29 protein-coding genes are annotated in these 21,605 nt (G+C 59.2%); all 29 read left to right on the top strand.

Annotated features, from left to right (window positions below):
* Positions 1 to 34 precede the first annotated feature (34 nt).
* The 29 genes from VGL38_00630 to VGL38_00490 all read left to right on the top strand — a co-directional run bounded on the left by VGL38_00630 (position 35) and on the right by VGL38_00490 (position 21,582).
* On the top strand, positions 35 to 1,045 hold the full coding sequence (locus VGL38_00630) for a T9SS type A sorting domain-containing protein (protein ID HEY3293921.1): 1,011 nt from the start codon (positions 35 to 37) through the stop codon (positions 1,043 to 1,045).
* 16 nt (positions 1,046 to 1,061) lie between these two features.
* Entirely contained in the window at positions 1,062 to 2,081 is a 1,020-nt protein-coding gene (locus tag VGL38_00625) for a hypothetical protein (protein HEY3293920.1), read from the top strand.
* Between the two features lie 86 nt (positions 2,082 to 2,167).
* Positions 2,168 to 2,581, top strand: a complete 414-nt coding sequence (locus tag VGL38_00620) for a hypothetical protein (GenBank protein HEY3293919.1) — start codon at positions 2,168 to 2,170, stop codon at positions 2,579 to 2,581.
* A gap of 516 nt (positions 2,582 to 3,097) precedes the next feature.
* Positions 3,098 to 3,400, top strand: a complete 303-nt coding sequence (locus VGL38_00615) for an RNA-binding protein (protein ID HEY3293918.1) — start codon at positions 3,098 to 3,100, stop codon at positions 3,398 to 3,400.
* A 292-nt stretch (positions 3,401 to 3,692) separates the two neighbouring features.
* Positions 3,693 to 5,276, top strand: a complete 1,584-nt coding sequence (locus tag VGL38_00610) for an aldehyde dehydrogenase family protein (GenBank protein ID HEY3293917.1) — start codon at positions 3,693 to 3,695, stop codon at positions 5,274 to 5,276.
* Positions 5,277 to 5,379: 103 nt separating this feature from the next.
* On the top strand, positions 5,380 to 5,958 hold the full coding sequence (locus VGL38_00605) for a transposase (protein ID HEY3293916.1): 579 nt from the start codon (positions 5,380 to 5,382) through the stop codon (positions 5,956 to 5,958).
* A 61-nt stretch (positions 5,959 to 6,019) separates the two neighbouring features.
* On the top strand, positions 6,020 to 6,484 hold the full coding sequence (locus VGL38_00600) for a DinB family protein (GenBank protein HEY3293915.1): 465 nt from the start codon (positions 6,020 to 6,022) through the stop codon (positions 6,482 to 6,484).
* Positions 6,485 to 6,572: 88 nt separating this feature from the next.
* Positions 6,573 to 6,917 carry a hypothetical protein gene (locus VGL38_00595; protein ID HEY3293914.1) on the top strand — a complete coding sequence of 115 codons (345 nt, stop codon included), beginning with the start codon at positions 6,573 to 6,575 and terminating at the stop codon, positions 6,915 to 6,917.
* 142 nt (positions 6,918 to 7,059) lie between these two features.
* On the top strand, positions 7,060 to 7,332 hold the full coding sequence (locus VGL38_00590; protein HEY3293913.1) for a hypothetical protein: 273 nt from the start codon (positions 7,060 to 7,062) through the stop codon (positions 7,330 to 7,332).
* Between the two features lie 76 nt (positions 7,333 to 7,408).
* The gene (locus tag VGL38_00585; protein HEY3293912.1) at positions 7,409 to 7,813 is read left to right on the top strand and encodes a YidB family protein; all 405 of its coding nucleotides are present in this window, start codon (positions 7,409 to 7,411) and stop codon (positions 7,811 to 7,813) included.
* Positions 7,814 to 7,912: 99 nt separating this feature from the next.
* Positions 7,913 to 8,605, top strand: a complete 693-nt coding sequence (locus VGL38_00580) for a YbhB/YbcL family Raf kinase inhibitor-like protein (GenBank protein HEY3293911.1) — start codon at positions 7,913 to 7,915, stop codon at positions 8,603 to 8,605.
* A 39-nt stretch (positions 8,606 to 8,644) separates the two neighbouring features.
* The gene (locus VGL38_00575; GenBank protein ID HEY3293910.1) at positions 8,645 to 8,992 is read left to right on the top strand and encodes a Smr/MutS family protein; all 348 of its coding nucleotides are present in this window, start codon (positions 8,645 to 8,647) and stop codon (positions 8,990 to 8,992) included.
* 41 nt (positions 8,993 to 9,033) lie between these two features.
* The gene (locus VGL38_00570) at positions 9,034 to 10,176 is read left to right on the top strand and encodes a tetratricopeptide repeat protein (protein HEY3293909.1); all 1,143 of its coding nucleotides are present in this window, start codon (positions 9,034 to 9,036) and stop codon (positions 10,174 to 10,176) included.
* 36 nt (positions 10,177 to 10,212) lie between these two features.
* The gene (locus VGL38_00565) at positions 10,213 to 10,524 is read left to right on the top strand and encodes a helix-turn-helix domain-containing protein (GenBank protein ID HEY3293908.1); all 312 of its coding nucleotides are present in this window, start codon (positions 10,213 to 10,215) and stop codon (positions 10,522 to 10,524) included.
* Positions 10,521 to 10,964, top strand: a complete 444-nt coding sequence (locus VGL38_00560) for a type II toxin-antitoxin system VapC family toxin (GenBank protein HEY3293907.1) — start codon at positions 10,521 to 10,523, stop codon at positions 10,962 to 10,964. Before VGL38_00565 ends, VGL38_00560 begins: the two co-directional genes overlap by 4 nt.
* A 53-nt stretch (positions 10,965 to 11,017) precedes the next feature.
* Entirely contained in the window at positions 11,018 to 11,497 is a 480-nt protein-coding gene (gene bfr, locus VGL38_00555; GenBank protein HEY3293906.1) for a bacterioferritin, read from the top strand.
* A gap of 45 nt (positions 11,498 to 11,542) precedes the next feature.
* Positions 11,543 to 12,280, top strand: coding sequence for a hypothetical protein (locus tag VGL38_00550; protein ID HEY3293905.1), 738 nt, complete (start codon positions 11,543 to 11,545; stop codon positions 12,278 to 12,280).
* Positions 12,281 to 12,300: 20 nt separating this feature from the next.
* Positions 12,301 to 13,149 (top strand): alpha/beta hydrolase, encoded by an 849-nt coding sequence (locus tag VGL38_00545; GenBank protein ID HEY3293904.1) that lies wholly within the window; start codon positions 12,301 to 12,303, stop codon positions 13,147 to 13,149.
* A gap of 216 nt (positions 13,150 to 13,365) precedes the next feature.
* Positions 13,366 to 14,718: an L-lysine 6-transaminase gene (lat, locus tag VGL38_00540; GenBank protein ID HEY3293903.1), complete on the top strand. Its 1,353-nt coding sequence runs from the start codon at positions 13,366 to 13,368 to the stop codon at positions 14,716 to 14,718.
* A gap of 127 nt (positions 14,719 to 14,845) precedes the next feature.
* Positions 14,846 to 15,652 (top strand): NAD+ synthase, encoded by an 807-nt coding sequence (locus VGL38_00535; protein ID HEY3293902.1) that lies wholly within the window; start codon positions 14,846 to 14,848, stop codon positions 15,650 to 15,652.
* The gene (gene rsmI, locus VGL38_00530; protein HEY3293901.1) at positions 15,649 to 16,383 is read left to right on the top strand and encodes a 16S rRNA (cytidine(1402)-2'-O)-methyltransferase; all 735 of its coding nucleotides are present in this window, start codon (positions 15,649 to 15,651) and stop codon (positions 16,381 to 16,383) included. Before VGL38_00535 ends, rsmI begins: the two co-directional genes overlap by 4 nt.
* Positions 16,380 to 16,772 (top strand): VOC family protein, encoded by a 393-nt coding sequence (locus tag VGL38_00525; GenBank protein ID HEY3293900.1) that lies wholly within the window; start codon positions 16,380 to 16,382, stop codon positions 16,770 to 16,772. The genes rsmI and VGL38_00525 overlap by 4 nt, the downstream gene beginning before the upstream one ends.
* A complete protein-coding gene (locus tag VGL38_00520; protein HEY3293899.1) occupies positions 16,769 to 17,404 on the top strand; it encodes a uracil-DNA glycosylase in 636 nt (211 codons plus the stop codon). Before VGL38_00525 ends, VGL38_00520 begins: the two co-directional genes overlap by 4 nt.
* 74 nt (positions 17,405 to 17,478) lie before the next feature.
* A complete protein-coding gene (locus tag VGL38_00515) occupies positions 17,479 to 17,700 on the top strand; it encodes a type II toxin-antitoxin system HicA family toxin (GenBank protein ID HEY3293898.1) in 222 nt (73 codons plus the stop codon).
* A complete protein-coding gene (locus VGL38_00510) occupies positions 17,675 to 17,899 on the top strand; it encodes a type II toxin-antitoxin system HicB family antitoxin (protein ID HEY3293897.1) in 225 nt (74 codons plus the stop codon). The genes VGL38_00515 and VGL38_00510 overlap by 26 nt, the downstream gene beginning before the upstream one ends.
* Positions 17,900 to 17,915: 16 nt before the next feature.
* Entirely contained in the window at positions 17,916 to 18,326 is a 411-nt protein-coding gene (locus VGL38_00505; protein HEY3293896.1) for a hypothetical protein, read from the top strand.
* 10 nt (positions 18,327 to 18,336) lie between these two features.
* Positions 18,337 to 19,248 carry a TIGR01777 family oxidoreductase gene (locus VGL38_00500; GenBank protein ID HEY3293895.1) on the top strand — a complete coding sequence of 304 codons (912 nt, stop codon included), beginning with the start codon at positions 18,337 to 18,339 and terminating at the stop codon, positions 19,246 to 19,248.
* 99 nt (positions 19,249 to 19,347) lie between these two features.
* Complete coding sequence (locus tag VGL38_00495) at positions 19,348 to 20,058, top strand: hypothetical protein (protein ID HEY3293894.1); 711 nt, start codon at positions 19,348 to 19,350, stop codon at positions 20,056 to 20,058.
* Between the two features lie 18 nt (positions 20,059 to 20,076).
* Complete coding sequence (locus tag VGL38_00490) at positions 20,077 to 21,582, top strand: redoxin family protein (GenBank protein ID HEY3293893.1); 1,506 nt, start codon at positions 20,077 to 20,079, stop codon at positions 21,580 to 21,582.
* The last annotated feature ends 23 nt before the right edge of the window (positions 21,583 to 21,605 follow it).

Below are 21,605 nucleotides of genomic sequence, written 5' to 3'. Positions count from 1 at the left end.
ATATTGTTTTTGTTTAACCTGAAGGGTATGAGCCATGAAACGCTGGATCACCATTGTATGCCTCATCGGGGCGCTTTTGCTGCCTCTGATGGCTCAGTCCTATTCGATTTCCGGGCGGGTGACCGGAGGGCAGTCGAATCTGTTGATGCTCAAGTACGTCGCGGCGGTTCCGCTGGCTTTGGACTCGGCAGCCTCTCTGCTGCAAAATATCACCTTTGCCAACCCTTTCAACAGCCGTTACACGCTGAGTAATCTGGATTCTGGCGGCTATTTCATTATTGCCTTTCAGGACATCCATCAGACCATTCCGCCGATGCCGCAACCGGATGATCCCCGCGGCTTCTACGGCGAAAACGGCATCCCTTCTCTGTTCACGCTGCGGTCCGATACCGCGAACATCGATCTGGTGCTCGATCCGCCCAACACCGGCGGTTTCTCGGGACGGATCAGTTACGCGGGCAACCGCGCCGGCATTACCTACATTCAGGCATTCAACACGGCGACGTTCGATTCCATCCGGGGCTGGGGAATCATTCTCGATACCGCGCAGACGGGCAGCGGCGATTACGTTGCCGTGACGGACACCTTCGGCACGTACTACGCCCGCGCGTTTATCGACCTCAACGGCAATTTCACGCCCGATGCCGATGAACCCTTCGGCATCTACGGCGGTGCGACTCCCGCGCCCATTCATGTGCTGCAGTCGAATTTCCCTGACAGCGTGAACATTGTACTGGTCGACCGGGCGAACACGGTGGACAAGCCTGCGGCGGTGGTTCCGGCGGATGCGGAACTGAGTTCGGTCTATCCGAATCCCTTCAACAATTCGGCGACCATTACCTTCCGGGTTGCGACGGCGGAACGCATCGAGTTGACGCTCTATGATCTGCTGGGCCGGCAGGTGGCCGTACTCGCGCAGGGAAGTTTCTCACCCGGAGAGCACCGTTTAACTCTGGACGGCAGCCGCTTCTCCAGCGGCGCGTACTATGTGCACCTGAACAGCGCCCACACCTCGGCGACCAAGGCTGTGATTCTGCTGAAATAATTTGACAGGAGATCCCATGAGCTGCAAGAGATTTCTGGCTGTAATCATGGGTATTGCCGCAATCTCGATTTCGGTTTTTGGGCAGTGCCTTCCGGCAACGAGCCTGACAGCTTATCTGGCTCCGGGCAACACCAATATCTGGTTGCATTTTTCAGCGCCCGCCGCGGGCAGATACCGTGTCTGGACCACCACCGATCAGAGCATAAACCGCCCATTTCCGGGCACGTGGCTGGTCGCTACCGAACTGAACTTGCCTGCGGGCAACGCGGGATGGACCGACCCGGAGGCGCTGGTGCCTTACAAATGCTACCGCATTACCGCCGCCTGCGGGCAGACAGATTCTCCGCCCTCCAACGAAGTTGGCTACGTGAAGATTCGGTGCAACGGCGGCACGTCTGCGGTGTATACGGCGTTCGGTCTGCCGTTCAAGTTCTGGACTGTGCAGCCGGCGAATTCGCCTGTGTATGGCACCGAATCCCGCAAGCCGTCGAGCATCATCGGCACACAGACCACATGCGGAGACGTGAATCCATCCGACCGCATCGTGCGGCAGGACGTGGGACGTTTTGCTTACCGCAACGTCGCGTTTGACTGCGGCTGGGCGGGCCAGTTAGAGGCGAACCCGGCAGACGTGGAACCGGGACGCGCCTACTGGTACCGCAACAATTCCGGTGCGAATCGGACGCTTATTCTGGTGGGTGAAGCCGATACCACGGCTGTGGGTGTTCCCACCGTGATGATTACCGGCCCGAGCACGCAACTGCTGATTCCCACGCCCTATTCCTGGCGGTATCCGCGGGCGATTCCCATCGACCGCCTTCAGTTGCTGGAGCAGGGCTTCACGGGAGGGGACAGTAAAACATCGGACAAGGTTCTGTCGCAGATCGGTGGACTGGCGGCGGTCTACCACACGGGTACAAATTCCTGGCGCGGCAGCCTCACGGCGGTATCTCCCGGTAATGCCTACTGGATCCAAAACAAACACCCCCGCCACAACTGGACCTACACCTTCCATCCGGTCGCAGGCTCACAGTAGGGCGCATGGACCGCGCCCAGCGATGGCCGCACGCAGAGCGACAGACCTAAGGACTAAGCTGAAGGGTATCTATACCGGAGACGTCGATGCTACGATTCTTTGGGAGTGCCATAGCCGTTCTGTTGCTGACGGCAAGCCTTGCGGCACAGGACAGTGCGAAGGTCCGTCAGGCCGGACAACCGGCGCTGATGCGTGCCACACACCAGAGCGCTGCGCGCCCTGCCGTTGTTCTGCCGAAAACTCCGCCGTCGGAACTGACTTTGTACAATCTGTTCGGTGTCAAGATCCGGGAGATCACCCGCGATCCATTTCCCCGCAGCGAGAGTGACGTTTGCTACCCCTGGCCGGGCATGGTCCCGGGAAGCCGTTGGATTCGGCTGATGCCGCCTTTCCCCGGCGGGCGGGAGACGCTGATTTTGCGGAACTCGATGCAGCAGAACGTGTACGAAACGGGCATGAACAGTCTGGTTTGGCGGACAACGCGGCGGAATCGGCCATAAAACGGTGGTGATGGGACGCGGAATGTGCCGTAGGCGGGAGAGGCATGCGGTCAAATTTTCCATCTGGACTGCCTCGTCCATAGTGAAAAATGGAGAGGCATGGACTCGGGGCCCTCTTGATTGCCCGTAATTTAGCTCGCACTTAGGCACAACCGGTTGGGGTACGGCTGAAGCAGAGACATGCCGATTGTGGACAGTTGCCGAGTCTTGCCTTTTTCCGGGATTTTTCTGGCATGTTTTGAGGCACTTAAGGCTAAGAGAAGGGCTTTCTTGGCCTCTGAATTGCAACAGAAGATAAGACAGAGGGGGTTGCTTTTACGCGTTCGAGTGATTATATTAGACTTTGGTTGATTGGAGTTTATCCAAGCAATCGGATTGGTAACAGGCCCTAAGGCCTTCTCGCAGGCCCGTTGTCACGGGGGAACTTGGTTTGTCAAATCCCTTTCGGCTTCGCGATGGTACAGTAAAGGTGGCAAGAACAGGGGGCACCATCCCCAAGTCCGGAAAGGATCAAAAATGGTAAACATTTACGTTGGCAACCTTGCCTACTCAGTGACGGAAGACGACCTTCGCGCTGCTTTTGAGCAGTACGGTGCAGTGGATCGCGCCAGCGTGATCACCGACCGCATGACGGGCCGCTCCAAGGGATTCGGTTTCGTGGAAATGGGCAACGAAGCGGAAGCGCGCGCTGCCATCACCAAGATGAACGAGACCGAGTTGAAGGGCCGCAATATCGTTGTGAATGAAGCCCGTCCGCAGACGGATCGTCCCCGCCGCACGTCATCGTCATCCTCCCGCCGTGGTGGCAACGACTGGTAGTCGCGAGGTTCCCGTATTCGGTTACCAAGCCGCGTGGCAGTCGCCATGCGGCTTTTTCTTTGCCTGCCCAACGCTGAGCAATTCCGGGCCATTCGGACTCTAACATAGTAAGGGGGTTGCAAGCGGGGGAAGGCCTTGGTAAATTCAGCAAAAGAGGTGCGGCACCGTGAGTTGAAAGTCACAGCGGATTTTCGTAAATTACAAGGTTTAGAAGACCCAAACATACCCCCTCGGTAATTTCATCTCAGTCCCAGCCACATGCTGGATATTTCAACCTTTGAAGGAGCAGGATATGAGTCCTGAAACCAAGGCCAAGGCTCCGAAAGCGAAGACTAACGGCCAGGCAGTGACCTACAAGTTCAAGCACGAAACCAAAAAGTACCAGAATTTCATCGCGGGCAAGTGGTGCGATGCGTCCAGCGGAGAAGTCTCCGAGAATCGCAACCCGGCTAACATCGAAGATCTTATCGGTACCTTCCCCCGCAGTGGTCCGGCTGACGTGGACCGCGCGGTTAAGTCGGCTAAGAAGGCGTTTGAATGGTGGCGTCTTGTTCCCCCGCCGCAGAAGGCGCAGCTCTTCTTCCGGCTGGTGGAAATCATGAAAGAGCGCAAAGAGAAATTTGCGTTCGACATGACCCGCGAAATGGGCAAACCCATTTTCGAAACCCGCGGCGACGTGCAGGAAGGCATCGACACCGCCTTCTATGCCTGCGGCGAAGGCTATCGCATGTTCGGCAAGACCGTGCCGTCCGAACTTCCCAGCAAGTTTAACATGACCGTGCGCATGCCCATGGGCGTGGCCGGTCTGGTGACGCCGTGGAATTTCCCCATGGCCATTCCCACGTGGAAGTCGTTCCCGGCGCTGATGTGCGGCAACACGGTCGTCATCAAGCCGGCGGAAATCACGCCGCTGTCGGTGTGGAATCTGGTCAATGCGATTCTCGACGCCGGCTTCCCGCCGGAAGTCATCAACGTGGTCTTCGGATCGGGCACCAAGGTCGGCAATGCCATCGTGTCCCATCCGGACGTCAAGGCGATCTCCTTCACCGGATCCAACGGTGTGGGCCGCAAGATCATGGAAATGGCCGCGCCGCAGCTCAAGCGGATTTCGATGGAACTGGGCGGCAAGAACTGCACGATCATCTGCAATGATGCCAACCTCGATCTGGCCGTGGACGCCTGCGTGTGGGCCGGTTTCGGCACCACCGGACAGCGCTGCACCGCCACCTCGCGCGTGATCGTTGAAGAAGGCATCCATGACGAATTCGTGGAGAAGTTCATCAAGGCCGCCAAGAAGCTGAAAATTGGCTACGGCAACGATCCCGGCGTGTTGATGGGCCCGGCAGTGTCCGAGTCGCAGATGAACACCGACCTCGAGTACATCGAGATCGGCAAGAAGGAAGACGGCGCCACGCTGGTTCTGGGCGGCAAGCGCAAGACCGGCATCGAATACAAGAACGGCTGGTTCGTGGAGCCCACGATCTTTACGGGCGTCACGCCGAAGATGCGGATTGCGCAGGAAGAGATCTTCGGCCCGGTGGTGTCCGTGATCAGGGTTAAGAACTACGACGAAGCTCTGAAGGTCGGCAACGACATCGAGTACGGCCTGTCCAGCGCCGTGTTCACGCAGGACGTGAACCGCGCCTATCGCGCCTTCCGCGAACTGGAAACCGGCATCACCTATATCAATTCCGCCACCATCGGTGCGGAAGCCCATCTGCCCTTCGGCGGCATGAAGGGTACGGGCAACGGCCACCGCGAAGGCGGCTGGGGTGCGTACGAATTCTTCTCGGAAGTTAAGACCTGCTACGTCGACTACAGCGGCACGCTGCAGAAGGCGCAGATCGACACCGACGAAACCGCCAAGAAGAAGTAGTTTCGGCGTAAGAGGCCACATTCGCGCGGGGTAAGGACACCCCGCGCAGCGAAGAGTATTGCGCCGGGCGGATACCCAGCGATCCGCCCGGCGCAAGCACGGCATGTTCTTCGGAGGACGAACGGCACTAACCTCGCCGCGCGGGGTGTCCTTACCCCGCGCGCCACACGCACATGCTACGACGGCACCAACTCTATCAAGGGATCGGCAGCGTGCATTTCGTGACCACGGTCACCCGGCGGCGGGGATTTGGTTTCGCGACGCGCAACTGTGTACCGAGTTGCTGTCGATATTCGAAAGCTATCGGGATCGAACTGGGCTCGCGTGTCTCGGTTACGTGTTGATGCCCGACCATTTGCACACGGTCCTGATCCAGACGACGGAGGAAGGAACGCCATCGCGGATGATGGAGCATTTCAAACGGTTCACGAGCCGCAGATTGCTGCACCTTCATTGCCCGCAGGCGGAAGGTTGGCGGGACCTTTTCGATGATGTGCCGGTTCCCGGACCGAATGCTATCTGGACTAAGCTGAACTATCTGCACTGGAATCCGTGTCACAAGGGACTGTGTACTTCGCCGGAGCAGTACCAATGGTCAAGTGCGCGATGGTATTGGCTTCAAAAGCCGGGGATTATTCAGCTCTCCGATCCCCCTTTTCCCTTGTTTGGACGCGCGGGGTAAGGACACCCCGCGCGGCGAAAGGTGGCGAGCGCAATCAGAAGAATTCGAAAAGGGCGACCACATGCGCGAAGCGGAGCGGATTGTCGATCAGTTGAATCGCTGCTTTGACGGCCCGGCGTGGCATGGCGATTCCGTTATGGAAATCCTGCAGGGCGTGACGGCGCAGCAGGCGGCGGCGCATCCGATGGCCGAGGCCCACTCGATCTGGGAAATCGTGCGGCACATGGCAGCCTGGCAGGATGTGGCGCGGCGGCGGATCGGCGGCGAGCGGTTCAATCCTACCGCCGAAGAGAACTGGTCGCTCATAACGGACACCTCCGACGCCGCATGGCAGCAGATGCTCGCGGCACTGCGCGCGTCACACACCGCTCTGAAAGAGGCCGCCGCGAGTCTGGGCGGTACGGAACTGGACAACGACGATGCGGGCCTCGAAATGGCGCCCTACTTTCTCCTGCACGGAGTGGTTCAGCATAACGTGTATCACGCGGGACAGATTGCCCTGCTCAAAAAGTTTACGGTACTTTAAGAACGTAACCGCCGGCGGCGGACGAAGAGTCCGCAGCCACCGCACCTTGTAATCTTACTTTTCGGCACATTCTTAACAAAGGAGATACGTGGAAAAGCCCGTGACGATAGATGAAAAATTGGCAGAGTTTCAGAAGCGGCGGACGCATGCGGATCTGTTCCGCGAAGAGATCATCTCGCTGAAAAAGGCCGGCGAGCGGCGCGAGTCCAATCCACAGCTTAATTCGATGATCGTATTTGTGGAAGACCTGGAAAAGGACATTCGCGGCCAGATCTCGAAGATCATGTCTTTTGCCGGCTCCGGCACCGGTTCGGAATCCGCCGAAGAAGTGGGAATGGCCATCGAAATGGCGTACCGCCTGGCCAATGCCGGCTGGGGCGCGGAACATAACGAAACCAAACGTCTCGGTGCCATGGCCGCCCTGCGCGGCTGAGGACGCGCGGCGGCCCTAAGACCACCGGCAGCACAGAGAAATTTATGCGCGGGGTGGCGGCGCATAATAGTTCGGTGCTCAATCTGGTTGATACGCACATTCTGTGTTCTTTGACAATTGACAAGTGGGAAAAGGAGAGACCATGTCCGGCAGACAGTTTTTGATCCTGGTGCTGGTGGTGGCGATTGCCGCCTTTGCCGGTGGCGCGTTTTCGGTGCGGTGGCTGCAAAGCTCATCGCCGCAGAAATCCCTTGCCGCCCGCGAACTTCACCTCGTGGACGAGAGCGGCACAGAGCGGGCCAGTTTTCAAATCAATTTGGCCGATGCGCCAAGCTTGATCTTACGCGACAAACAGGGTCATCGCCGCGCCATGCTCTCCTTTACGGAGAATGGAGAACCGATCTGGAGTGAATAGAGAAAGTGATTAAACGCACCTTTACCGAATGCAAAGAATCCGTTACGGCAATCGTGAAGTTAAGGAGACTCTCATCATGACACTCTTCGGTGGATCCCAAACAGGTACTCGCGGACGCACCGGTCCCGCGTTGTATACCATGCTGGCGACGGGCGTATTGACCTACATGGCCAGCCATCCCAATGCGCTGCGCGGCCTGCTGGATAAGTTCCATAACGCAGGCGAAGGTGACGCCGCCCACTCCTGGGTAGGAAACGGACCCAATGCCCCGATTCACCCGCAAGCGGTTCAGCAGGCGCTGGGGCGTCAGGACATCGAGCAGATCGCCCAGCAGAGCGGCCTGTCACCGCAGGAAACCGTGGAAGGTTTGCCGCATGTTCTGCCCAACGTGGTGGACAAGTTGACGCCGCACGGCGAGGTCCCGCCACCGAACATTCTTCAGCAGGGAATCAATTTCCTTAAGAACAGCCTTCGGAAGTAGCGAGCCGACGCTCGAGCCGGTTGATGAACCGGATGTAAAGTATGCATCAGAGGGGCATCAGCAAAAGACTTACAGTAAACCTTATGGTGGAGATTGAACATGCGTAGAGTAATGCTTATTCTCGCGGTGTGCGCGCTGGCTGCGGTCACCCTTGTTTCCTGTAACCGGGCCAAACAGAACACCGCAGGCACTATGAATACCAATACCACCGGAGTGAATACTCCGGCGCCGATGGGCACGACGGATACGACGTCAGGAACCAACATGAGAAGCGGAACCAATACCATGACTATCATGGTGACCAGTACCGCCTTCACCGACAGTTCCATGATCCCTAAGCAGTACACCTGTGAAGGCAAGGATATGTCGCCGCCCATCGCGTGGAGCGGCGCACCGGCGAACACCAAGAGCCTGGCGCTGATCATGGACGATCCTGACGCGCCGAACGGAACATGGACGCACTGGGTCGTGTGGAACATTCCGCCGAGCATTACCTCACTGGATGAAGGACTGGCCAAGAATGCCACCGTTGCCGGTGTCAAGCAGGGACAGAATAGCTGGCCCAAGACCGGTTACGGCGGTCCCTGTCCCCCTCCGGGAAAGGCGCACCGCTATTACTTCACGGTGTATGCGCTCGACAACATGCTGAATCTTTCCGACAACGCCAGCCGCACGGCGCTGGAAAGCGCCATGCAGGGGCACATTCTGTCCCAGGGGCATCTGCTGGCCATGTATGGCCGGGGCGGCAGCAGCGCCACCGGCGGCACGAGCAGCAAACGCGGCCAAGGATAACGATTACAACAACAGAGACTGCGCTCCAACGTTCCTTCTATGCCCGAAATTCTTCGCATCGTCAATTTAGAAACCGGACTGCCTACGGGCGAGGAAGCTCTGCGGCGGCTTTCGGAAGCGATTGAAGCGGCGAAGCGGGACCGTGTGAAAGCATTGAAGGTGATCCACGGATACGGATCAAGCGGAACGGGCGGAGTCCTCCGCCAGCGGGTCCAAAAATCGCTGGCCAACCGGCGCAATCAGGGCAAGATCCGGGCGTGCGTGTTCGGCGAGAAATGGAACAGTTTTGAAGAAGTGGCGCGCGACGTGCTGGATCAATGCCCTGAACTGCGGCGGGATTCGGATCTGAACCGCGGCAATGCGGGGATTTCCATAATATTGCTCTGACAGTATGTATGCAATTTGGCTCCGAATAGGGAGACGTACTTATGGCGGAAACTTCCCGCTGGCAAGAGACAACCGAGACCGGACAGAAGGCCTTTCACGATGGCCGCTACGAGGAAGCTCACCGGCTCTTCTCGCTGGCGTCCCTGTATGCGGAGAAGGACTTCGGACCGCAGGACCCGCGCACTGCGGCCAGTCTGAATAATCTTGGCGAAGTGCTGCGCATGCAGGAGAAATGGCTGGAGGCGGAGAAGAATTTCAAACGCGCCCTGACCATTCTCGAACGTACCCTTGGCGCGACTCATCCGTTCGTGATTCAAACTATTAACCGGCTGGCCCAGTTCTATAGGGACCGCGGCCGCATCTCACAGGCGGAGTTGATGCTTTCCCGCGCGCTCTCCATGCAGGAACGCGCGCTGGGATCATGGCATGTGGACGTCGGCAAGGCGCTGCAAAATCTGGCCGAATTGCAGATCGAGCAGAAGCGGTTCGATGATGCCGATCAGCTCCTGATTCGGGTAATGACCATCCGGGAGCAGGCGCTGGGCAAAGAACATCCCGACATGGCCGAGACCATGCTTGCGCAGGCGTCCGTCCTTGCGGCCCGCGGCAAATACACCAAAGCCGAGCGCATCGCCACGGAAGCCATGGCCCTGCATGAAAAGGCGCTGGGTCCCAAGGATCCGGTCATCGCCGAAGACCTGGCGCGGCTGGCGGACTTCTACATGGCCCACCAGGCTTTTGAGAGCGCCGAAGCTCCCTTGCGCCGCGCCGCGATGATTCTGCAGGAAGTGCACGGCGAGAATCACGACGAGTCCGTGGCGGCTTGGAAGAAAGTCGCCGGGCTCTGCCAGATTCTGCGGCGGGACACGGAAGCGGCCGATCTCTACCGCCAGATTATTGCCCGGGACGAACAGCGTCTCGGCAAGGATCACCCCGATGTTGCCGCGAGTCTGCAGAAACTCGCCGCTGTTCTCTGTGTGCCCGGAACCTACACCGAGGCCGAAGACCTCTACCTGCGCGCGCTGGCCATCTTCGAATCCCATTCTCACGCCGGCGCGGCCCCGTGTCTGAAGGAACTCGGCCAGCTCTACACTGCTACGGGCAAGTTCGAAGAAGCCGCGGAGGTTGAAGCGCGTCTGATCGCGCTGCAGGCCCCGCCGGTCACCCCCAAGTCACCAGCCTGATATACCGGATGCCTGTCGAACCAAAGTGAGAGTGCGATGGTTCAAAGCGACTATATCACCACGGCGGACGTGGCGAAACTGCTCAAGATCAGTGCCTCAACGGCGCAGCGCATGGCCCGCGAGGGACGGATCAGCGCCCTGAAAGTGGGCAAACTCTGGCGCTTTCCCGCGCAGAGTCCCGGCATTCTGCTCTACAAGGAGCAGCAGAAGATCACGCGCCAGCCGCCCACGGATGCGGCGATGGATGCCGACCCGCGCAACGGCCTGAAAGGCTTTTTGAAGCTGGCCTGCGAGATCGGCTTCATGGATCATGTGGACCGCGAGACGTTGACCGGAGGCCGCCGATGAAGTGCCTCGATACCAGTGTGCTGATCTACGCGGCGGACACGGCTTCGCCGCATCATGGGCGGGCGGTGGAATTTCTCGAACAGTCGGTGAGCGGCAAGTGGGCGGCCTGCGTGTGTGAACAGAGCTTGCATGAATTTGCCGCGCTGACGACAAGCGAGCGCTTTGCGCGCCGTCCCCTCGCTCCGGTTACGGTAGAGAAGATGATCGAGCGGCTGACGCGCTATCCGCAGCCGGTGGTGCTCTATTCGGACGACGCCATTCTGCGCCGCGCCTTCAAGCTGATGGAAAAGAACCCTGCCCGCATCACGTTCGGCGCCGCGCACCTCGCGGCCACCATGCTCGCCCACGGCGTCAAGACGCTGGTCACTCCCGACCGCAACGCCTTTGCCGCCCTCCGCGAAATCGGCATCGAAAACCCGTTCGAAACATTATTTGCATAGATCCCTGCGGACGCGCAAGTCTTTGCACCCAATCACTAAAGAAAGGGACGTACATGAAGGGTAACGACAAAATTATTGAAGCGCTGAACCGGCTGCTGGCGGATGAACTCACCGCCATCAATCAGTACATGGTTCAGTCCGAGATGTGTGACAACTGGGGCTACACCAAGTTGCACAAGCAGCTCGAAAAGCACGCCATCGACGAGATGCATCATGCCGAGTGGCACATCGGGCGGATCATCTTCCTCGAGGGAATGCCGATTGTCTCGAATCTGAATGCCATCAAGATCGGCCGCACGGTGCAGGAAATGATCGTGAATAACAACCAGTCCGAACTGGACGCGATTGGCTCCTACAACAATGTGATCACGCTGGCCCATGAGGTCAAGGACCAGGGCACAGTGGAACTGCTGATGAAGATTTTGAAGGACGAAGAGCGCCACCGCGACTGGGGCGAAGCGCAACTGGATCAGATCGAGCAGATGGGCATCCAGAACTACCTCGCCAAGCAATCCGAAGGCGCGACGGCCTGACCGGCTAAAAACTTTTCTTGCAGCACACAAACACGGGAGGGACCCATGGTGTGGACATGTGCAGCGCTACTTGTGTTCTTTGTGAGTCTTCCGGCCATAGCGTCGGACTACGTTCCATATGTGGCCGGTGGCGTGATGGTGGTGGGCGCCGGGCATGCCAAGCCCTGGTGGCAAGGTGATTCTCCGCGTCTTGCCACGGCCAGTTCCTACACCGGCCATGAAACCCTGCAGTCTTTGCGGCGGCATGTGGGACCGGGCGGCATAGCCGAAGTCGGTGTAGAGCACGGACGGCTCAGTGCGCACCTTGCTTACCGGCACAGCAATGCCATGCGCTCGGATGGCGTGTCCTATAAGCCAAGTGGCATGACCTCCGCCGACAATGAGCGGGCCGAATCGCACTGGACGGATGACCGGATCTCCCTCGGTGCGCGGTTTGATCTTCTATACATCGAACGTTACCGGGTGCGTCCTGCCATTGGAGCGGGAGCATCGCTGGGATGGTTCACGCAGGAGATCGAACAGAAGGACTACTCGACACATTATCCTGATGCCGTGCCGTCCTATCACACCCGCATGCGCAGCGGTCCGAAACCGGGTTACTTTGTGGAATCGTTGCTGGCGATCTATCTGGCCCGGAATTGGGATTTGCTGCTGGACGCGCGGTTCGAGGGAATCAAGGCAGATGTGGATCGCTTCGCCGACACGGGTGCGCACGAATACACCAAATGGCTGAATGAGTGGATCGGGCAGGTGAGCGTCCGCTACAGTTTTGTGCGGCACTGACAGAAGGAATCCGGCGCGCGATGAGCCTTGAGCAGTTACCGTGGTATGAGCGCGCCAATCTGGACATTCAGGAGTTCTCCGCGGCGGGTGTGCGCACCTTCGCCGTGGTAGAAGGGAAGCCGGATAGTTTTCCTGTGATCTTCCTGCATGGACTGCCGGGCGGAGCATTTATTTGGACGTCGGTCATTAAAGCATTGGGCCGTTCACGGCTGGCCATTGCGCCCGATCTTCCCGGCTGGGGAAAATCCTTCTCGCGCTTTGCTAAAGCCCCGCCGGATCTGTCTGCGGAAGGCATGCAGCGCTGGCTGAAAGGCTTGCTTGCCGCCCAATCGATTCAGCGGTTCGATCTGGTGGCGCACGGCGACAGTTCATGGCCCGCACTTGATCTCTTGCTTACCGATCCGGCACGTGTCCGCCGTCTGAGTCTCATCAGTGCTCCCTTGTGGGAAAGCCCGGCACGTGGCGGAGTGAGGTCGAAGCTCTTCGGCAAAGCCAAGTGGTCGCCGAAGACGATCTCCCGCTGGGTGCAGCAGAATGCCGCGCTGAGTGAGAGTGCCAAAACCGAATCGCAACTGCAGTTTGCCCAGCTTCTCGGTACGGAACAGGGCACGCGCACGTCGCCCACGCTGGCCGAAGCGGGGACTGCCGACCGTATTCGCCGTTACCGTGCCGCGCTGAAAGAGTACCAAGGTGCCAAGCTGCTGATCTGGGGGCGGAATGATCCCCGCGCGGCGGAAAAGAACATTGCGGAGCTTCAGGCTGAAGTGGAAGATGCGGACATTCAGCGCATCGATAATGCCGGACACTTTCCGATGCTGGATGCGCCGGATGAAGTGGCCACGTTGGAGAAAGAGTTTCTGGGGGAGTGAGTTTGTCTGGACTACCTTGCACGACGATAGAAATCTGAAAAGGACACCATGCTTGTGATGCAAAACCTCCATGAGTTTGCCCAGCGGCAAACGGGATCGCAGGACCCGCCACGCCTGTAGTTGTGGTTCGCGGCGGCGGTCGCTCTGCGCCCGCCCGGCCTATTCCTACAGTCTGGTACCCGTTTGTTTATCTGGCAACCTATGGAGACAGCAGCCATGACGAAAATCACTCCGGATAATGTCCACGAGACTCTCGGCAAGCACATGCTCGCGGACGGCTTCGATCTGGTCTTCGACCTCGAAAATTCCCGCGGATCCTATTTCTACGATCTGCGTACGGGCAAAAAATACCTTGACTTCTTCAGCTTCTTCGCCTCATCTCCGGTAGGCTTCAATCATCCGAAGCTGACCACGCCGGCCATGATCGAGCGCCTGGGCAAGCTGGCCGTCAATAACATCACCAACTCGGATCTCTATACCATCGAGATGGCCGAGTTCGTGGATACTTTCTTCCGCGTGGCCGTGCCGTCTTACATGAAGTACTCCTTCTACGTAGCCGGCGGCGCGCTGGCCGTGGAAAATGCCATTAAGGCCGCGATGGACTGGAAAGTCCGCAAGAACTTCGCCAAGGGCTACCGCCGCGAAATCGGCAATAAGGTCATGCACTTTCAGGAAGCCTTCCATGGCCGCACTGGCTATACGATGTCCCTGACCAACACCGCCGATCCGAACAAGTACAAGTTCTTCGCCAAGTTCGACTGGCCGCGCATTGTGAATCCCAAGGTCACCTTCCCGCTCACCGAGGGCAACCTCGAAGCCGTGGAGAAGGTGGAGCGCCTGGCCATCGCCCAGATGAAGACCGCGTTCATGGAAAACCGCGACGAAATCTGCGCCATCATCATTGAGCCCATTCAGGGCGAAGGCGGCGACAATCATTTCCGTTCCGAATTCATGCATGAACTGCGGGCGCTGGCGACGGAACATGAAGCCATGCTGATCGTCGATGAAGTGCAGTCGGGCATTGCCCTGTCCGGCAAGATGTGGGCGCACCAGCACTACGGCATCGAACCGGATATGATCTGCTTCGGCAAGAAGACGCAGGTCTGCGGCTTCCTCTGCGGTTCGCGGATCGATGACGTCGAAGACAACGTCTTCCATGTACCGAGCCGCTTGAACTCCACCTGGGGCGGCAACTTGATCGACATGTTCCGCTTCAAGCTCTATCTGGACATCATCGCCGAAGAGAAGCTGGTAGATCAGGCCGCGAAGATGGGCGAAGTTCTGCTCTCCGGCTTGAAGCAGCTCGGCGACGACTTCCCGCAGCTCGTGTCCAACGTGCGTGGCCGTGGCCTGATGTGCGCGATTGATCTGCCGAACGGCGCGTTGCGCGATGCCTTGCGCTGCGACCTGTATGAAAACGGCGTAGTCATGCTGGGCAGCGGCACGCATTCGGTGCGCTTCCGTCCGCCGCTCACCATCTCCGCTTCGGAGATCGCCGAAGGCCTGGACGTCATGCGCAAGTCGCTGGAAAAGCTGGCGGCGCAAGCGGAAGCACAGTTAGTGCTGTAACGGCTCGCTTCGGTCAGGATGGACAAATACGGTTGAGGCGAGGCGTCATCGAATGCCCCGCCTCAACCCACTTTTCGAACAGAGTAAATCTTGGAGAAGCGGTCCACGGCGGACCGCACGTAAACTTATGGGTTTTGTCAGTAATGCGGCAGAGGCCGCGCAGCGCATCCGGAACTGGTTGAAGACACGGTTGCAGGAGACCGGGCGGCAGGAGTATATTCTCGGTCTGTCGGGCGGCATTGACTCGGCCCTTGCGGCCTATATGGCGGTGGATGCCGTGGGCGCGGAGGGGCTCTACTGCGTGCTGCTGCCCTACCGCACCAGTTCTCCCGAATCCTTAAGCGATGCCGAGCATGTGGTGAGAGACCTGGGCGTGCAGAGCCGCGTGGTGGACATCAGCGCCATGGCCGACGCCTTTGAGTCGCAAGCGGAAGAGTTGTCGCCCGTGCGGCGCGGGAACCTGTGCGCGCGGCTGCGGATGATCACGCTCTTCGATCAGTCCCACTCCAAGGGACTGGTGCTCGGCACATCCAACAAGACGGAAACGCTGCTCGGCTACGGCACGCTCTTCGGCGATGCGGCCTGGTCTTTGAATCCGCTCGGCGATCTGTACAAAACCGATGTGCGCCTGCTGTCGAAGTATTACGGCGTTCCGCAGGCGATTCAGGACAAGATTCCCAGCGCCGACCTGTGGAAGGGCCAGACCGACGAAGGTGAACTGGGCCACAGCTATGCCGAGATCGACGCGCTGCTGGTGAAGATGGTGGATGAGAAGAAATCGCGCGCGGAAATTTTAGCCGATGGCACAGACCCCAAGCTTGTAGACCGCGTGGTGTCGCTGATGCGCGGTTCGGCATTCAAACGGCAGCCCGCGCCCATCGCGTGGCTCTCGCCGCCGTTCAGCGCGTCCCACGTGGAGGACCCGCGCTGGTGAGCGAAGAGCGCACGGGGACCTTAGTGCTGGTGGCTACGCCCATCGGCAATCTGGCGGATTTGAGCATGCGCGCAGTGGAAGAACTCAAGCGTGCGAACCTGATTCTGTGTGAGGATACGCGGCATTCGGCCACGCTCTTCCGGCACTACGATATTTCCACACCGACGACGTCCTACGGCAGTCACAATATTCGCGGCAAGATTCCCTGGATTCTCGAACAGTTGCGCCTCGGACATCGCGTCGCATTGGTCTGTGATGCCGGCACACCGGGGATCTCCGATCCCGGTTCGGTGCTGGCGCGCCAGGCTATGGATGAAGGCTTCAAGGTGGAAGCTATCCCCGGAGCCAGCGCGATTGTGATGGCTCTGGTGCTGTCCGGACTGCCTACCGACCGCTTTGTGTTCGACGGCTTTCTGCCGCACAAGAAGGGCCGCCAGACGCGCTTGAAGGAACTGGCGGTAGAGCCGCGGACCATTGTGCTTTATGAAAGTCCGCACCGGATTTTGAAAACACTGGCGGAATTGCAGGAGTATCTCGGCGACCGTCAGGCGGCCATTGCCCGCGAACTCACCAAGGTCTACGAAGAGGTGCGGCGCGGCACGCTGTCCGAGTTACTTGCCCACTTTACCTCGCACGCCGTTCGGGGAGAATTCGTACTCATCGTTGCGGGGACGGATTATCGCCAACGCAAAGGAGACGAGAACCCAACCGGGATGGATGACCTGCCATGAACGAACCTTTTCCAAGGCCGGAACTGTATACCACGATTCTCCGTGTCCGCAATGTCGAAGAGTCCGTCGCGTGGTATCGCAGGGTGTTTGATTTGTCGCCGGAGCACTACGATGCGCGCTACCGTCTGGCCGTTTTGTCGGGTGTCAAAGGACAGCGGATTACGCTGCGCGAAGCGGCGGGTGGTCAGGCCGTCACGACGTCCGGCTTGCACAGCGTTTATGTGGTCTTTATGACGCCGAGCGCTGACGAGTCCCACGCACGGCTGACCGAGATGGGCGAGAAGGTCAGCGAGGTGCAGGATCAGCCCGGGGTGCGCCTGTTCTGGCTGTATGATCCCGACGGCCATCCGCTGTGCATCCTGCAATTCGTGATCGACTGGGGCGCATGATTCCGCAGGATCTGTGGCGGCTGATCACGCGGCACGTCTTCGCGTATCCTTCGAGCGCGACGCTGTTCAACCCGTACGCCGCATGCCATGCCGGGGCGGACCGCGCCGACGCCTGCGCCATCCGCCGGAAAAATCTGCGCGGTTATCTGAGCAGCTTTCCCGAACCGCCGGGGATTCTGCTGGTGGGCGAAGCTTCCGGGCCGTGGGGCTGCCGCTTTTCGGGAGTGCCTTTTACCAGTGAACGGCAACTGTGCTCGGGCGAACTGCCCTTTGCCGGGCGGCAATCCAGCACCCATGACGAGCCGCACCACGAGCGCACCGCGGGCATCTTCTGGGATGTGATGGCAAGGCATCATCCGCGCTGCTTCATCTGGAATGCCGTGCCGCTGCATCCGCATCCGGCAGGAGAGCCGTTTTCCCTGCGGCGGCCCAGCCGGAGTGACGTCAAGGCCTTTGCGGAATTGCTGAACGGACTGGTCGAACGGCTGGCGCCTGCACAAATCATTGCGGTGGGACGCATTGCCCAGCGCGCGGTTCAGGATGTCGGACAGACTCCCGTCTATGTCCGTCATCCGTCGCACGGAGGGATGCGGGAATTTCGCACAGGAATCGACAGGATTCTGTGCACGTAACTGATGACCTTGAAAAAGGCCCCGTCTGATGTGGTCGGCGGAAGCGAACCTTGGAAAGGCACCCGATGCCATTCATGAAAGACATTATTAAGCTCATCACGAGCGACGGCTGGCAACTCATCTCGCTGCGCGGCGCGCACTGGCAGTATGTCCACTCCTCCAAACCGGGGCGAGTGACCATTTCCGGGCAGCTAAACCATCTGGTAGGAAGCGGAACCGCGCGCAGCATTGCGCGGCAGGCCCAGCTTACGTTCAAGGAGAAAAGGCACGATGGCTCATTATCTGGCAGTCGTTGAGCCGGAGGACGGAAATTTCTCGGCCTACTTTCCGGACTTGCCCGGCTGCATTGCAACCGGAGCGACCCGCGAGGAGTTGGAGGAAAATATCCGCGTCGCATTGCGGCGTCATGTGCAGGGGCTGATCGAGGATAACCAGCCGATTCCCGAGTCCCGCGCGTTCGCCGAGTTTATTACCGTAATTCCGGGCCAATCCTAAGCCGCAGGGAGACGCTGTGTTCTTTGCCCTATTGGTGGCCAGCCTGGCCATCTCGCTGGTGGTGTGCTTCATTCTGGCGCGCATCTTTCGCCGTCCGGTAGATCGCATTCTCGAGCGCCTGATCGGCGAACAGATTCACTCCGAATGGGTGAAGTATCTCCGCTTCGCGATCTATGTGGTGGGGATTTCCGGCGGCGTTCAGGTCTGGAAACTGGAGCGTTACATCTCCGCCGAGGCTCCGGACCAGAAGATTCTCGAATTGACGTCCGAACGCTGGGTGCTGGAGATTTACCGGACGGTCATCGGAACGCTTCAGGCCGTGGCGTGGATGCTGCTGGTGTTCTTCCTTGTGGCCTTGATCGCGTTTGTAATTGTCAAAGGGCGGGAAGCAAAACAGGCGATGCGCTCTACGGAGCGTTCATCCTGAGGGAGACGCCATGCGCGTTCTGGTCTCCGGATCCACAGGTCTGATCGGCTCGGCGCTGATGCCTGCGCTCCGTGCGGGCGGCCACGGCGTGATCCGCCTCGTGCGCCCGGGCAGCCGGGCCGGAGCCGATGCGGTGGTGTGGGACCCCGCCTCCGGGAAGCTGGACTCCGCCGCGCTGGAGGGAGCCGATGCTGCCATCCATTTGGCCGGGGAAAATATCGCGGCCCACCGTTGGACTACGGCGGAAAAGCAGCGAATTATGAATAGCCGCGCGCAAGGCACGCGGCTTTTGTGCGAGACTCTGGCCGCACTCACGGTGCCGCCCCAGGTGGTCGTCTCGGCCTCGGCCATCGGCATTTATGGTGAGCGCGGCGATGATCTGCTGGATGAAAGCCAGCCCGCCGGCAAGGGATTCCTCTGCGAGGTCGTGCGGGAGTGGGAATTGGCTACTCTGCCGGCATCAAGGCAGGGGATCCGGGTGGTGAATTTGCGATTCGGGATTGTACTCAGCCCCAAGGGCGGCTCTCTGGCGGAGTTGCTGCCCCTGTTCCGCATCGGCATCGGAGGGCCGCTGGCTGGAGGACGGCAGTATTTCAGTTGGGTGACGATTCAGGATGTGGTGCGGGTGCTTCAGTTTGCCCTGACGACGGACGCGCTATCCGGCCCGGTGAATACCGTCGCACCGAATCCGGTCCGGCAGCGGGATTTCGCGCGGGTGCTGGGCAGGGTGTTGCACCGGCCCTCGTGGGTGGATGTGCCGCGCGCTGCGCTGCATCTGCGGCTGGGGAAGGAACTGGCCGAATCGCTGCTCTGGAGTCAGCGCGTGGCGCCGCGTAAACTGCTGGACGCAGGCTACTCATTTGAATACCCCGAGCTTGAAGCAGGACTGAAGAGTTTGCTGGGGAAATCAGGTTCATCGTGACAAATTTGGAATTCCTGCTCTTGCCTTGACTTTTTGGGGGATGTATCTTACATTCTTGTGTTTCAGGATTTTCCATAGTAATTAAACATATGTTCAACCATGCACCGAGAACGCCTGAACCACGCCTTCTTCATCGGTCTGTTCCTGATCATCGCCGGCTGCGGTGGCGGACCGGAACGCATCATTCTGCGGGGCGGCACAGAGCATTTGCCCCTGCTCGATGACCGTGTGATGCGTTACCGGGAGACGGTCGGTACCGAAGAGCACACGTACACCATGCATATGTACTACGCAGGGGGCCGGGCTATCCGTGTCTACCCTGTGGTGGTCAAAGGGATTGACCTCGGGCAATGCATGTTTCGCAGCAAGGGCGACTTGGTCTATTTCGGCACAAACAATCCCCGCACTGCGCTATCTGCTCTTCCCGAATACCGCCAGTTGTGGGTGGATGAAACCGCCAAGCCGGGGGAAGAGTGGGAAGATATGGACACCGGTACAAAGACGCTGTTCGAGGGTTTCGAAACTGTGACCGTACCGGCAGGCACCTTTGACAACTGCTACAAGACCACCACCATCGTGCTGCCCACGTTCATGGATTCTCTGAATGCCTGGCGCGAGCGCGGTGAGTTTACGCCCGAAGAGTATAATGACTGGTCGGCAGGCGCGAATGACCGCGTGGTGCGCTGGTTTGCACCGGGCGTGGGGCTCGTCAAAGAGCAGATCAACGGTTCGGATCATGTGCGGGAACTGGAAGAGGTTGTCAAGCCCGGCACGGGGCGGGTGAATGCAGATACGACGCAGACAGATTAGACAAACAGCAAGGTAAAGATGAAGAGACTTTCGGGATGGATCGCGTTGGCACTGATGGGAATGTGCGTCGCGCCGGCGTGCGCGGCGGATTTTTCGGTGCGCGTCTACAAACCCAGCGCCGCGGAATTGTCGTTGCAGGCTGCGACCGATTCGGCCAAAGCCTACGACCAGCAAAAGGCTATTCTGCGCGACTATCAGGCGAAGTACCCCACGGACATGGGGGTGCAGCTACGGGTGGCGACGGTGCTGGCGGTGGACAATCTGGATTCCGCGCGGAACTATTATCGGTCTCGCGCCGAGCAGGGCCCGAGCAACGTGGTGGCCGTCTTCATTACGGGGCGTCTGTCGCAGAGTCCCGATGATCAGCGCAAGTATGCCGACCTGCTGTTGAAAAAGGATCCCGACAGTTACTGGGGCAATCTGCTCATCGCAGGCGCTTATGCCGCTGCGGGAGATTCGGGACTGGGCAAGGCGGAAGTTGCTCTGCGCAAAGCCATCGCCAAAGATAATTCCCTGCCGTGGGCGGTGGAATCGCTGGGCAATGTTCTGGCCCGGCGCGGCGACCGTCAAGCCGCCGATGAGGTCTTTGCCAAGCTGGCCGAAATGCAGCCCGACAATTTCGTGCCGCTGATTTACCGCATCCGTCTGGCCGGTGATCAGGCTCAGGCCGTGAAGTTGCTCGACGATTTTCTGGCTCGCAATCCGAACAATGTGGACGCGCTCTACACCAAGGCGCGCGCGCAGCGGGAGCAGTCCGACTGGCAGGGCCATATTGCCACCATGCGCAAGCTGGTATCGGTCTCGCATACCGGTGATCATGCCTATGACCTGGGATGCGGCTATGCTCTGGCCGGTGAAAAAGATTCTGCCTTCACGTGGCTCTTCACCGCGGCGGATCTGGGCTTCTGTGACATCGAACAGTACAAAAAAGATGAAGACCTGATTCCGCTGCGGGATGATTCCCGCTGGAATGATCTGCTGGCCAAGGTGCAGATGGCGGATCGCGCGCGGCTCATGGCCATGTCCAAACAGGCGCAGGCCTCGGCGCCGCAGCGCAATGCCGATCCGTCGGCGGCGCCGTCCGCCGAGCAGCGGCTGAATCTCCCCGCGCCGGATTTTACCCTCAATGATCTGGCCAGCAACAAGAAAATCTCGCTGGCCAGTCTGCGCGGCAAGGTGGTGATTCTCGATTTCTGGGCGACGTGGTGCGGGCCGTGCCGCATGAGCATGCCGCTGCTGGACAAGTTCTACACCGATGCATCCAAGCCCAAGGATGTGGTGGTGTACGGCGTGAATGTCTTCGAGCGCAGCGGCACCGACAAGCTCAAGCCGTTCCTCACCCAGCAGAATGTGCATTTCCCCGTGCTGCTTGGCACCAATGACATGGCGACGGACTATGGTGTGAACAGCATCCCCACGCTGGTGGTAATCGACAAGGACGGCAAAATTGCCTACCGTCACGTCGGCTACAGCCCGTCTTTGCAGGATATGTTGAAACAGCAAACCAAGTCGTTGCTGAAATAAGTTTTCGCGCGCGTCGCACTCAC

It is taken from the genome of bacterium (genome assembly GCA_036504735.1).
GTDB lineage: Bacteria > Electryoneota > RPQS01 > RPQS01 > RPQS01 > DASXUQ01.
This window is presented reverse-complemented; position numbering and strand designations above follow the sequence as displayed.